We start from the raw sequence: 13,048 nt of genomic DNA on the forward strand, positions 1-13,048 counted from the left end.
GTTTAACCCTCCAACTGGAAGATGTAGGACGCCAGAGCTGGCAGGGTCAAGGGGATCTGACCCTCGCCGTTGGTCACGGTCAGGGTCACCTGCACTTCGCCGTAGAGCTGCTCGGTCAGTGTGTAAGTGCCGTCGCTCAGGCCCCAGGCTTCAACCAGCTCAGCGGGAACACGCAACGTCAGTTCACCGTGGGTGCGATCACGGAAGTTGGCAACCATCAGCAGCTTTTGCGTATCGGTCCAACGCAGATAGCTGAGCAGGTTTTCGTCGTAGCTGTCGGTGTTGGCGCGGTTGTAGGTATGGATATCACCAAACTCACCAAACATCGCCGGCTGGTCGGCACTGAAGTTCAACAGACGCACGTAAAAGTCGCGCAGCTCACGCTCTTCCGGTTTGAGGGCAGCGCCGTCAAACTTACCATCGTTCATCCAGCGCTGATGGGAGGCCACGCCCCAGTAATCAAAAATGGTGGTACGGCTGGCCTTACCGAAACCGGCGTCTTCGCTCGCAGCTTCACCCAGCTCCTGGGCAAAGTAATGCATAGTGGGCGAAGTGCTGATGGTGGCCGACACCATCATCGCGGGCATACCTTTGCGGGCATCACCGACAAACTCAGGGCTGGCGATGCGCTGTTCGTCGTGATTCTCCAGGAAGTGCAGCATATGCTCCTGAATATCCATGCGCTGCGCGTGCACTTCAATCAGGGCATCGGTGCTGCCGTGTCCCTGCATCACCCACTTGAGGTTATCGTAGAAGTCCACCTTGTCGTACAGGTAGTCCATACGGCCCAGATGGATGTAATCGCGGTACAGGTCGGGCTGATAAACCTCGGCAATCAGCATGGCCTCCGGGTCCGCCTGTTTGATGTGGGCATTGAGGTAACTCCAGAATTCCACCGGTACCATCTCCGCCATATCAAAACGGAAACCGTTGACGCCTTTGTCCAACCAGTAAAGCGCGATGTGGCGGAATTTCTCCCAGGAGTCGGGTACGTCCCGACCCTGCCAGAACTCATAGTGAGCCTCAATGGGTTTGTCGGCATAGTCGCGCGGCAGCTCATCAAAGTCGTGGCTGCCGTCCGGGCGCACACCAAAGTTCACCTTGACGGTTTCATACCAGTCACCAAAGTCCGGCTGCACCGAGCGGGCGCCGTTGCCGGTCCACTTGGCGGGGCACTCGTCAAAACTGCCGTCGGCCAGGGGATGGGCTTCGCCACCCAGGGGCGCATAATCTTCGGGCCACTCGGGCACTTCAAAGCAGGCGTCGGGGATGTAATAGAAATTATTGTCGCGCGCGTACTCCACGCTGGTATCGTCGTTCGCACCAAAGTCTTCAATACCGTCGGGCCGGGCAATGGATTCGTACCGCCGTGCGACGTGATTGGGCACCAGGTCGATGATCACCTTCATGCCGTTGTTGTGGGTACGCTCAATCAGCGCCTCGAATTCTTCCAGACGCTTCGCCGGGTCATCGGCCAGGTCCGGATTGACGGTGTAGTAGTCTTTAACGGCATAGGGAGAGCCGGCGCGGCCTTTGACCACATCCGGGTCATCCAGGCTGATGCCGTAATCGGTGTAGTCGCGGATCACCGCGTGGTGGGGAATGCCCGTGTACCAGAGGTGGGTAGTGCCCAGCTCCCTGATACCCTGCAGGGCTTCGTCGGTAAAGTCGCTGAACTTGCCAACGCCGTTTTCCTCCAGGGTGCCCCACGGCTTGTTGGTGGTTTTGGTGTTGCCGAATAACCGGGTCATTACCTGATAGATCACGGGTTTACCCTCGCCCTCGGGCTGTGGCGTGACACTCTGGGGCTCGGGTTCGCTCTGCTGACCACAGGCGGCGACGGCCGAGCCGATGACAGTGGCGGCAAGAAGGTGCTTCAGTCTCATTATATACTCCGTGGATGACAGTTATCCCCTAAAGCTACCCCATGCGATGGGCCGGAAACCAGCAAAGCGCCATTGAATACGTATGCAAGCCGGGCGCAACCCGCTAGACTACTTATAGTCATAAATCATAAAAGACAATGCTGGTGAACCTTATGAGCCTCCGCCGTTACTTTGCCCCCTTGCCCACGCTGCTGATCCTATGGCTAGCGGGCTGCAGCAGCTCCTCCGATGCGCCGCTGACCACACCACTGCCCGAGGAACAACCCCCGTCAACGGAGGCACCGCCAGCCGCCCTGGTGCCCTTTGTCCTGCCCTGGGATGACGCCAGCCCCGGCATCACAAATCTGAGCAACCTGAACCACACCCCCGCCGGTCGCTATGGCTATGTGGGCACCAATGATGACGGGCGGTTTGTGCTGGAGGGCGATCCCATCCGTTTTTGGGGGGTCAACATCACCGCCGAATCGAGCTTTCCAGACGCCGATGATGCAGAGAAAATCGCCGCTCGCCTGGCCAAATTCGGTATCAATATCGTGCGCTTTCACCATATGGATTTTGGCTGGAGCGGCATGAACACCGCCAGTCTGATCGACTACCCCCAGGGCAACAGCCGCAATCTCAACGCCGACAACCTGGATCGACTCGACTACTTTATCGCGCAGCTGCGGGCACAGGGTATTTACGTCAATCTGAACCTGCTCAATTCCCGTTTCTTCTACCCTGAAGACGGGTTGCCCGATGAGGTCACCCAGCTCGACTGGAAAGAATCCCATGTACTCGGGTTTATCAACGACGATTTTCGCAACCTGGAAAAGGCGTTTGCCCAGCAGTTGCTGACTCACACCAACCCCTACACCGGCCTCAGCTACGCCGCAGATCCGGCCATTGTGATGGTGGAAGTGAACAACGAGAACAGTCTGTTCCAACAATTCTACGACGGCGCCATCGACCAATGGCCGGCGGTATTTCGGGAACAGTTGGCCGATCACTGGAACACCTGGCTGCAGGCGCGCCACGCCTCTACCGAAGCGCTCGAAGCGGCCTGGGGCGCGGCCGACGAAGACAGCGGCGAAGAGCTGCTGAGCGCCGAACTGGGCGATTGGGTGGTGGAATTCCACGAAGGCGCCGAGGGCCTTGTTGAGGCGGGAAGCCATCACGGGCGCGAGGCGTGGCACTGGCAAGTCACTGCGCCCGGCAGCGACACCTGGCACGCCCAGCTCAATCAGCCGGGCCTGACCTTCGATGAAGATCAACTCTACACCCTGAGCTTCTACGCCCGCGCCGACAATAGCACCAGCCTCAGCGCGAATCTGCAGCGCGCCTACGGCGACTACAGCACCTTCGATTCCCGGCATGCCAACCTCGGTTCTGAGTGGCAAAGGGTGGAGTGGACCTTTTTCGCACCGGTCAGCGATGACAACCTGCGCATCAACTTTAACGGCTTCGGCAATCGCCTCGCCAACGTTTACCTGGCGGACATCAGTCTGACTCGTGGCGGCACTGTCGAAGCACTGGCCGAGGGTGAAAACCTGGAACAGGCCGGCATCAACCCCAACCGCCGCGCCGGCAGCTATACGCGCGAGCGCATGCGCGACTGGGCCGCGTTCATACGCGACCTGGAATACGCCTACTGGCAAGATATGCGCGACTTTATCAAAGTGGACCTGGCCTACCCGGGACTGGTAGCAGGCACCACGATCATGAACAGTCCGCCAAGCGCTCAGGCGGTCTATGATTTTGCGGATGGCCATTCTTATTGGCAGCACCCGGTATTTCCGGGCGAGCCCTGGGATAGCAATAACTGGACGGTGGGCAACGACGCCATGGTCAACACCTGGAACGGAACCCTCGGCAACCTGGCGCGCGAGCGTATCCACGGTATGCCCTTTACCGTCTCCGAGTACCAGCACGCCTCACCCAACACCTACAGCAGTGAGGGCCCGCTGCTGATCGCGGCCTACGCCGCGCTACAGGACTGGGATGGCATCATGATGTTTGCCTACGATGCCGGCGCCGGCGGCAACTGGGGAGCAGAAGTGGTCGATAACTTCTTCAGCATGACCGCCCACCCCACCAAAATGGCCAATATGCTCGCCGGTGCCCTGATCTACCGACGCGGCGACGTCAGTCCGGCACAGGAGTCAGTATTGATCAACTTCGATACCGACACCGAACTGGAGATTCTGACCACCCGGGGCAGCAGCTGGAACGTCGCCAATGCCTCCCATCTGGGTGTCCCCAGCGACCTGGCACTGCGCCACCGGATTGCCATGGACCTCAGTGCTGAGCTGGGCTTGGACACAGCACCGGCCGCGCTCGATGCCGCGGTTGCCGAAGCCGACACCGGCGAGCTGCGCTGGGATCGCAGCCGCAGCGGCAAAGGGGTGGTCACCCTCGACACAGAAGCGAGCAAGGGCGTTATCGGCTTTATCGATGGTCAGGAATTCATTCTGGGCAATGTGACCATCGCCATCGGCGAAACTCAGCAGGACTGGGCGACCCTGACGTTGACCACACGCAGCGGCAGCTTTGCGACACCGGATCAACCCGCACAGGTGCTGTTGGTCGCAACGGGACTGATGGAGAATACCGGTCAGCAGTGGAATGCCAACCAGAACTCGCTGGGAAGCGACTGGGGACGTGCGCCGACGTTGATTGAGGTGGTGAATGCGGAAGTCACGCTTCCTTTCCGGGCCGAAGATGTCAGCGTTTGGGCCCTGGACGAGCAAGGACAAAAGGGCACCCCAATCCCGGTTGAAAACCACAACGGAAACGCTCGTCTAACGATTGGCGGAGAAACGCAAACCCTGTGGTATGAGATCGAGCATACGCCGTAAACAAAAAAAGGGCGCTCCCTGCGCCCAACTTCAGTGGAGAGTTGTCCTGCCCTGCGCACGCGGCGTCCAGCCGCGCTTTTGGTGGAATCTTCCCTGGTCGAAAAGTTTAGCTGCCGATCACCCCACCATCGTCCTTGGTGATCACCAGGGTCGCGGAGCGGGGGTAGATGGCATTGTCATAGTCGGGGAAGCGACTGTTGATATCGCCCTCGGCAAAGTCTGCCGGGGTGGTGGTCGCGCCCGGATGCTGGACGTTGACAAACATGGTGCGCTGATCCGGGGTGGTGACTACGCCGGTAATTTCCTGCCCCAGCGGTCCGGTTAGAAAGCGACGCAACACCTTGTTGATCGGGTCGCAGGCGAGCATCTGGTTGTTACCAAACTGCGCCCAATCGCCGCTGTTCATGACGCCCTCGCTGATGTCGGTCTGAATCCACAGGCGCGCCTCTTTATCAAACCACAAACCGTCAGGGCTGTTGAAGATCTGCTCGTCGGTCAGCGCTTCGCCGTTGAACGCTGAGTCGTCGGTCGGGCCCGCGAGAATGAAGATGTCCCACTCAAAGCGAGTGCCCGCCGCATTGCCGTTAGCTTCATCCCAGCGAATGATGTGGCCCCAACGGCTCTGTGCACGGGGGTTGGCCGCATCCGTGTTGTCGTCAGTGCGACTGGTGTTATTGGTGAGGGTAAAATAGACGCTGCCGGTGAGCGGGTTTACCGCACCCCATTCCGGGCGGTCCATTTTGGTGGCGCCCAACGCGTCAGCGGCCAGGCGCGTATTGACCAACACGTCGGCCTGACTGCGAAAGCCGTTGGCGTCATTCAACGGAGCCATGCCGTAGATCAGAGGCAGCCACTCGCCACTGCCATCCTCGTTAAACCGGGCCACATAGAGCGTACCGGTATCGAGCAGGTGGCCGCCGGCGGTATCGGCATAATAGGGCTGGGCACTGACGAACTTGTAGATATATTCATTCTGGGCATCATCGCCCGAATAACAGACCACCGGCTTGCCTTCTTCAACATTGGCAAAGACCACACCTTCGTGGGCGAAGCGACCCAGCGCCGTGCGCTTGACCGGCGTATGAGTCTCATCAAAGGGGTCAATCTCCACCATCCAGCCAAAACCGTTGGGTTCATTACGGTAATCTTCCAATGCCGAGTCGCCGGTGGCGCCGACATCAAAACGGGCGAAACGCTGCTGATGCAGATCCGGATCCTCGTTGGCCTGGTCCCACAGATAGCGGCTGGTCTGACCGGCGTGACGCACGCCGTAGCGGCTCTGCTCGCGGGGCAACGCATCCCGGTCGGCAGCCGTGCTGTTGCGAAAATAACCGGCCCAGTTTTCCTCGGCAGCCAGATAGGTATTCCACGGGGTGACACCGTGGGCACAGTTGTTGAGGGTACCGCGGGTCATGGTGCCGGTGGGACTGAAGCGGGTCTTGACAAAGTCGGTGCCGCGCACCGGGCCAGAGATTTCCATTGGGGTCAAACCGGTAACACGGCGGTTGCGGTCGTCGGCAACCACTACCCAATGACCCCGCTCTTCCTCGCGCATCCGCACGATGCTAACGCCGTGACCATTGAGCTCTTTCAGAACCTGATCGGCATCGCGCTCATTGTCCTCATTCAGAACCGGCACATTGCTGCGCGACAATGCCTGCCCAATGGCCGCAGTATGCATAAAGCGCGGCTCAACGTACTCGTGGTTCATCACGATAAAACCTTCCGCAGAGCTACCCTCGTAGGGATGCTCTCCTTCAATCGGGAAGAAGTGCATGCCATCGTGATGCGACCCCATCTGCATGCCCTGCTCCTCGCCGCTATTATCGAGGGCGTAGCTCGGATAGCTCCCCGCAATGGGCTCGCCCATGGGCAATATCGCGCGTACACTATAGCCTTCAGGCACCACTACGGTATCGGCATCGCTGACCGGAATCGCGGCGAAGCCCAGCAGCACAGGCGCTTCGATCTCGCCATTGCCATTCGCTCCACCATTGCCGTTGCCGTTATCCCCTCCAGGCGGGGTGTCGTCAGAGCTGCTGGAACCACAACCCACCAGCCCGGCACCCAGGAAACCCAACGCCGCTGCGCTGAGGGACCCCTGCAGCAGTGACCGGCGTGAATAGCGCGAGCGGATGACATCGCGCATGGCCGTATTGGAAGAGAGATTGCTCATTTGCTCGTCGCCTTCATCGCCGACCAGCACGGTGCTTTCTTGTTCAGTGATCACGATCATTCTCCTGATTGAGGGAAATGGCAGCTACGTCTGCTCGCCGCCAACAGGGAGAATTTAGCGCTGCAAAATGACCGAACTGTGATAACTCGGTGACAGTTTTAAGCTATGCTTGGAGAACTGTGAGGCAGCGCACAACTCGACTTGGCGCCGGGAACCTCGTCAGCTTGAGCGACTCATACACAAGCGGTTTACGCACAATTCAGATCAACCAATGTTTGCTACGGGAGATTCCATGAAACATCTATTTACCCTTGCGACCCTGGCCGTCCTCGCCAGCGGCTGCACCGTCATTGAACTCAATGAAGCTGGACAGTCAGTCCAGGTCCGCGATGAAGCGAATGTACGCGACTGTGAACGATTACACCGTATGGAAGTGAGCGTTTCCGACCGGGTAGGACCCGTCATTCGAAAAGAAGAGCGTGTCGAGCGCGAGTTGCTCGATCACGCGCGCAACAAAGCGGCAGAGATCGGTGGCGATACCATCGTACCCGTCAGCGAACCGGAGGACGGAGAACAGCATTTTGGCGTTTACCGCTGTGGTCGATAACCTCACAGCGGGCGCTGTCGTAAAACTGTCATCATTTAGCAATACTCTTGTGGTCTTCGAAGCTGAGGACTACGAGAGGTGATTGTGTCCAATGCCTATTTCAACAGAGAGCTGAGCCTGCTGGCATTCCATCAACGGGTGCTCTACCAAGCCTACGATGAAACCCTGCCACTACTGGAGCGGCTGCGCTTTCTGTGTATTTTTTCTACTAACCTGGATGAATTCTTTGAAGTGCGCATCGGCGGACTGGTAGAGATGCTGGAGCTCCATCAAGCCAGCGCTACCGGCCCGGACGGCGTCCTGCCTGAAGACCTGCTTGAGGAGACCGCACAACGCGCACACCGCCTGGTTGAAGAGCAATACCAGATTCTCAACCACGACGTCCTGCCACTACTGCGCCAGAACGGCATCCGTCTATTGCGTCGGGAGGAGTGGAGCGGACCGCAAATCGACTATCTGCGCCAGTATTTTGAAACCGACGTACTGCCCGTGCTCAGCCCGATCGGGCTTGACCCAGCGCACCCCTTTCCGCGCATTCTCAACAAAAGCCTCAATTTTATTGTCGAGCTGGATGGCAAAGACGCCTTCGGGCGCAGCTCCGGGCGAGCCATCGTGCAGGTACCCCGCTCCCTGCCCCACATACTGTCGCTGCCCCCCGAGCTCACCACTGAGGGCCGGGAGTTTGTCTTTCTGTCCTCGATCATCCACTACTTTATGGCCGAGATTTTCATCGGTATGAAGGTGATTGCCAGTCACCAGTTTCGCCTGACTCGCAACTCGGACATCTTTCTCGATGAAGAGGAGACCGAGGATCTTCTGCGTGCCGTTCAGGGCAAGTTGGTATACCGCCAGTACGGCGACGAAGTCCGCCTGGAGCTTAGTGATCAATGTCCGGATCACGTGCGTGACTTTCTGCTCGAGCGCTGCGAGATCCCCGAACGCGGCCTCTACCGTATCAATGGCCCGGTCAATCTCAACCGGCTAGCGGATCTTTTCGATCTGGTCAAAGACAGTGAGTTTTACTTTCGTCCGTTTGTTCAGGCCATGCCCAAACTGCCCAAGCGCAGCAACAGCTATTTTGATGTCCTGAAAAAGCAGGATATTCTGCTACACCACCCCTTCGATTCCTTTAACGGGGTAGTGGACTTTCTGCGCGAAGCTGCCAATGATCCTTACGTGTTGGCGATCAAGCAGACGCTGTACCGAACCGGCTACAATTCACCGGTTGTGGACGCGCTGGTCGCCGCTGCCCGGGCGGGTAAGGAGGTGACCGCGATTGTCGAATTACGGGCACGTTTTGACGAAGAAGAAAACGTGGCCTTGGCCGAGCGCCTTCAGCGCTACGGTATCCACGTCATTTACGGGGTTGTGGGCTATAAGACTCACGCCAAGATGCTGATGGTTGCCCGCCGAGAGAACGGAAAACTGCGCTACTACGTGCACCTGGGCACCGGGAACTATCACCCGAAAACCGCCATGATCTATACCGACTACGGCCTTCTGACCAGCGACAGCGCCATCAGCCAGGACGTCTACCGGATATTCCTTCAACTGAGCAGCATGGGGAAAGCCTCAAAAATGGAGGCGTTGCTCTACAGCCCCTTCACGTTGCACAAGGGCATGCTGCGACGAATTCGGGCCGAACGGGAAAATGCTGAGCAGGGTAAACCTGCTCGTATTATTGCCAAAATGAACTCGCTCTACGAAGAGCATCTGGTTGAGGAGCTCTACCAGGCGTCACAGGCCGGCGTGCAGATTGATTTGATCGTGCGGGGGGTGTGTCAATTACGTCCTGGGGTGGCGGGCCTGTCGGAGACCATTCGCGTGCGCTCTATCGTCGGTCGATTTCTGGAGCATACACGCGTGTTTTACTTTGAGAACGGTGGCGAGCCGGAAGTGCTGTGCTCAAGCGCTGACTGGATGATTCGCAACATGTTCCATCGGGTTGAGACCTGTTTCCCAATCAAAAACAAAAAGCTGCGCGAGCGAATTATCGACGATCTACACCTGTATCTGGCCGATAACACCCATGCCTGGGAATTGCAGTCCGACGGCAACTACAGCCATACCGAACCCGCCGACGGTGAGCCAGCGGTCAACGCTCAGCTGGTTTTGCTGGAACGCTGGGCGGCACGCCAACTCACTTGAGCAAGCACCCCTAAAAAAAAGCCCCCGGCACTCGGCCGGGGGCGGGGGCTTTCCTGCTGTCACCCACCATCCTGGCAGGCGTCTCTTCCTTTGAAATTCTTTGCTGACGGCTGACCAATCAGGCGCTGACTTTAGTCTCGCGCCGACGAGCCAATCCCAGTCCCAAGAGGCCGAGACCCATCAGTACCAGGGCGCCGGCTTCGGGAACCTGAGCGACCACACCGAAGATAGCGACATGGGAAATCGCACCCTGAGTGTTCAGGTAAAAATCACGCAGGTTGATGGTATCTGAGCCGTTCCAGCCGCGCGTCGAAAGATCAAACAGGTACTGGGGCTGATTACCGTCTTTCACCACCAAATAGCATTCGACGCAACTGATCGACTCGGGCCCCAAATTAATGATGTCCGCGTGATTGGGGTCGCCCCAGAAGTTGGTCGCATAAAAATCACCGTACAGCTCTGAGTTCGTGCCTTCGTCGTAATCTGCCTTGTACAGCGACGTCAGGGTTGATGACGTGCCGAACAATACCGCGACATTGTTGGCGCTCAGCGCTGACGTATTGTTATGCACGATGTCCGTGCTCGCATCGATATCTCCAGGCGTCAGCATCAGCGCCTGAGCATGACCGGCCACCAGAAAGGCTGCCAGTACCAATAGTCCACGAATTCCTTTGAATGACTTGTTCATAACCTTCACCTGCTCCAATAAAGTTGTTATCACTCCTTTGAACCCTTGCCCCAACCCATTTGGGCAAGTACTCCCAAGCAGGAGCCATGCCAATAGATGAAAACGACGCCAAATCAATCGGTTATGAGATTTCTATGTGGTTTTAAACGACAAAGTGTAAGGCGACCCGACAGGCACCAAAACCCGCGTAGGAGGCATTCAGCCCCCCGCAAACGGGGGTTTAGTCACGATTCCGATATTAGAAGAAGCACCCGATAGTGCCAAACGCGCTTACAGGCGGTCTGCGGAGGGGGTAATGACTGTTTGCTTTCCCGACACTTCAGCTCAGGGGGTCAGTCGGTAATCAAAGCGGGCCAAGTACTCGGCTTCACTCTCCAAATCGGCCAAGGTCAACGGGTTGGACTCCAACCACGCCGAAGGCAGGTTGAGCGCCAGCAACTCCTCCTTGGCGTTCAACCTCAGCGGGGGGCTCTCCGCGCGATTGCCCGCCCGATGAAAAATAACCGCCAAGCGCAGCAGGATCGCCAGGCGCGCCAGCTCTTCATTGCCCTGCGGGAATTTTTTCGGGGGGAAGCGCTTGCGATGCGCCAACACCAGGGCCGCCAGTTGCGCTTGCTCCAGGCGCGAGCAGCCGGCAAGGTCGACATTTTCAATGATGTAGGCACTGTGCTTATGGTAATCGGCATGAGCGATGTCCAGCCCCACGGTGTGCAACCGGGCCGCCCAGGAGAGCAATTTGCCGGACTCCACCGGGTCCAGGCCCCAGGGTTCACTGACCTGTTCGAGCATGACCAGGGCCGTACGCTCGACCTGGGCGGCTTTGTCCAGATCCACATGAAATCGCCGCGCCAAGGCGTCAACGCTGCCCTGGCGAATATCGCGGTTTTCCAGCCGTCCTTTGAGGTCATAAAGCAACCCCTCGCGCAGCGCCCAATCCGCCGCTTGCATCTGCTCGATGCCGAGGCTCTCGAACAGGGCCGCCAGCACCAACACCCCGCCCAGGAACACAGGCTCCCGATCACTGGAAAGCCCTTTCAGACTGAGCTCAACCTCGCCGCTGTCGCGGTAGGCCTTGATGATCTGCTCCAGTCCTTCGGCGCGAATGGTGCCATCACTCCAGCCATTGGCCTCGCAAACCCGGGCAACCGCTTTAATGGTGCCCGAAGCCCCCAACACTTCGTCCCAGCCCTCATGGGTAAACCGTCTGGCAACCGGTGCAACCTCCAGCAAACAGCGGGTCCGTGCCTTTTTCAGCAGTTTGTCCGTCACCTTGCCTTGGGCAAAGAAGGTCTTGCTCAGCGCCACACAACCCATGCTCAGGCTTTCTTTCAGGGTTGCGTCCAGACCGGTGCCAACAATCACCTCGGTGCTACCGCCGCCGATATCCACCACCAGGCGACGACCTTCACCCGGTGCCACACATTGACCGACCCCCAGGTACACGAGACGCGCCTCTTCCTCACCGGAGATGATTTCCACCGGATGCCCGAGGCACGCTTCGGCCTCGGCCAAAAAACCACTGGCATCGTCGACGCTGCGCAGCGTTTTCGTACCCACGCAACGCACGTGGCGCGAGGGGTAGGCGCGCAAGCGCTCGCCAAACCGCTCCAGGCAAGCCAGCGCCCGTGCGCGCGCCTCGTCATCGAGCTTGCCATCCTCCGTCAACCCCCAGCCGAGACGTACCGGCTCGCGCAACCGGTCAAGCATGACCAGCTGCTCATCGTCCCAGCGGGCGACAATCAAATGAAAGCTGTTGGAACCGAGATCAATGGCGGCGATATGCTCGGCGCGCGAGGAAAACAGGCGGGAGAGTGAAAACATAAATGCTGACGCTCACGGAAGACCCAAAAAAATACCCGGCGCGGGGCCGGGTATTGCGTGTTACTGAACGTTGCTGCCTTCGGGCTGGCCCGACTCGGCCTTCTTCTTGGCCTGACTCACCGCTTGGGCAAACACCGCATCAAAGTTGATCGGCGGCAACATCAGCGGCGGGAAAGTGCCGCGCATCAGCGTCGAGTCGATCACTTCGCGAACGTAGGGAAACAGGATTTGAGCGCAAGTGGTATTGAGCACCTGGTTGAGCTGCATACCCTCGAAACCCTGAACGTGGAACAGGCCCGCCTGTTTGACTTCCACCAGAAACACGGTGCGACCTTCGCTTTTGGCGGTCACGGTCAACAACAGAACCACTTCGTGCGTGGTCTCGTCGATGCGGGTGATCTGGGTGTTCAGCTCCTGCTCAACGCCGGGCTGGCTGCTCTGACGAAATGCCTCGACACCCATGGGGGCCTCGAAGGACAGGTCTTTCAGGTAAACGCGCTGAACTTTAAACTGCGTACCCGGTTGCTGGGGCTGCTGGCCTGCGGCAGCCGGGCCCTGGCCGTTGTTTTCTTGCTCTGACATAAGAGTTTCTCTGTTGATGATGAATAATTAGGGTTCAGGGGTCGCTTTTCAGGTGCCCAGCAAAGACGCCAGTTTACCGCTACGGTCGAGCGCCCACAGTTCGGAAAAGCCGCCAACATGCGTATCACCCACCCAGATCTGGGGCACCGTACGCTGACCGCTCTTCTGTGCCAGTTCCTGGCGCAGACGGGTGTTGCCGTCCACCGGAATTTCATCGAACGCTACGCCTTTGGTGTTCAGCAACTGCTTGGCATTGATGCAGAACGGGCAGGTCGCCGTGGTATAAATCACTACCGGTGCCAT

At 58.4% G+C, this 13,048-nt stretch carries 9 protein-coding genes; 3 read left to right on the forward strand and 6 right to left on the reverse strand.

All coding sequences use genetic code 11. The features are described 5' to 3' along the window. Positions 1–2: 2 nt before the first annotated feature. Entirely contained in the window at positions 3–1,886 is a 1,884-nt protein-coding gene (locus tag DKW72_RS05635; protein ID WP_111641373.1) for an alpha-amylase family protein, read from the reverse strand. A 152-nt stretch (positions 1,887–2,038) separates the two neighbouring features. On the opposite strand from DKW72_RS05635, the gene DKW72_RS05640 reads away from it, so the two are divergent. Then, positions 2,039–4,723 carry a carbohydrate binding domain-containing protein gene (locus DKW72_RS05640; protein ID WP_157960405.1) on the forward strand — a complete coding sequence of 895 codons (2,685 nt, stop codon included), beginning with the start codon at positions 2,039–2,041 and terminating at the stop codon, positions 4,721–4,723. 106 nt (positions 4,724–4,829) lie between these two features. Here DKW72_RS05640 and DKW72_RS05645 read toward each other — a convergent pair whose 3' ends face one another. Continuing rightward, entirely contained in the window at positions 4,830–6,953 is a 2,124-nt protein-coding gene (locus DKW72_RS05645) for a PhoX family protein (RefSeq protein ID WP_198411236.1), read from the reverse strand. A 238-nt stretch (positions 6,954–7,191) separates the two neighbouring features. Between DKW72_RS05645 and DKW72_RS05650 the strand changes: the two genes are divergently transcribed. Beyond that, positions 7,192–7,506, forward strand: a complete 315-nt coding sequence (locus tag DKW72_RS05650) for a DUF4156 domain-containing protein (protein ID WP_111641376.1) — start codon at positions 7,192–7,194, stop codon at positions 7,504–7,506. Positions 7,507–7,590: 84 nt separating this feature from the next. Next, positions 7,591–9,654: a polyphosphate kinase 1 gene (ppk1, locus tag DKW72_RS05655; RefSeq protein ID WP_111641691.1), complete on the forward strand. Its 2,064-nt coding sequence runs from the start codon at positions 7,591–7,593 to the stop codon at positions 9,652–9,654. Between the two features lie 118 nt (positions 9,655–9,772). On the opposite strand, the gene DKW72_RS05660 is transcribed toward ppk1, so the two are convergent. The 4 genes from DKW72_RS05660 to grxC all read right to left on the reverse strand — a co-directional run bounded on the left by DKW72_RS05660 (position 9,773) and on the right by grxC (position 13,048). After that, a complete protein-coding gene (locus DKW72_RS05660) occupies positions 9,773–10,342 on the reverse strand; it encodes a PEP-CTERM sorting domain-containing protein (protein ID WP_111641377.1) in 570 nt (189 codons plus the stop codon). A 324-nt stretch (positions 10,343–10,666) separates the two neighbouring features. Next, the gene (locus tag DKW72_RS05665) at positions 10,667–12,163 is read right to left on the reverse strand and encodes a Ppx/GppA phosphatase family protein (protein WP_111641378.1); all 1,497 of its coding nucleotides are present in this window, start codon (positions 12,161–12,163) and stop codon (positions 10,667–10,669) included. A 60-nt stretch (positions 12,164–12,223) separates the two neighbouring features. Then, complete coding sequence (gene secB, locus DKW72_RS05670) at positions 12,224–12,745, reverse strand: protein-export chaperone SecB (protein WP_111641379.1); 522 nt, start codon at positions 12,743–12,745, stop codon at positions 12,224–12,226. A 48-nt stretch (positions 12,746–12,793) separates the two neighbouring features. Next, the gene (gene grxC, locus DKW72_RS05675; RefSeq protein ID WP_111641380.1) at positions 12,794–13,048 is read right to left on the reverse strand and encodes a glutaredoxin 3; all 255 of its coding nucleotides are present in this window, start codon (positions 13,046–13,048) and stop codon (positions 12,794–12,796) included.

The sequence above is a fragment of the Marinimicrobium alkaliphilum genome (assembly GCF_003259155.1).
Lineage (GTDB): Bacteria > Pseudomonadota > Gammaproteobacteria > Pseudomonadales > Cellvibrionaceae > Marinimicrobium_A > Marinimicrobium_A alkaliphilum.

Bases quoted from the DNA above. Each gene is read 5' to 3' on its own strand.
- DKW72_RS05635 (WP_111641373.1), bottom strand. From the start codon at position 1,886: ATGAGACTGAAGCACCTTCTTGCCGCCACTGTCATCGGCTCGGCCGTC.
- DKW72_RS05640 (WP_157960405.1), top strand. From the start codon at position 2,039: ATGAGCCTCCGCCGTTACTTTGCCCCCTTGCCCACGCTGCTGATCCTA.
- DKW72_RS05650 (WP_111641376.1), top strand. From the start codon at position 7,192: ATGAAACATCTATTTACCCTTGCGACCCTGGCCGTCCTCGCCAGCGGC.
- DKW72_RS05660 (WP_111641377.1), bottom strand. From the start codon at position 10,342: ATGAACAAGTCATTCAAAGGAATTCGTGGACTATTGGTACTGGCAGCC.
- DKW72_RS05665 (WP_111641378.1), bottom strand. From the start codon at position 12,163: ATGTTTTCACTCTCCCGCCTGTTTTCCTCGCGCGCCGAGCATATCGCC.
- secB (WP_111641379.1), bottom strand. From the start codon at position 12,745: ATGTCAGAGCAAGAAAACAACGGCCAGGGCCCGGCTGCCGCAGGCCAG.
- grxC (WP_111641380.1), bottom strand. From the start codon at position 13,048: ATGGCACCGGTAGTGATTTATACCACGGCGACCTGCCCGTTCTGCATC.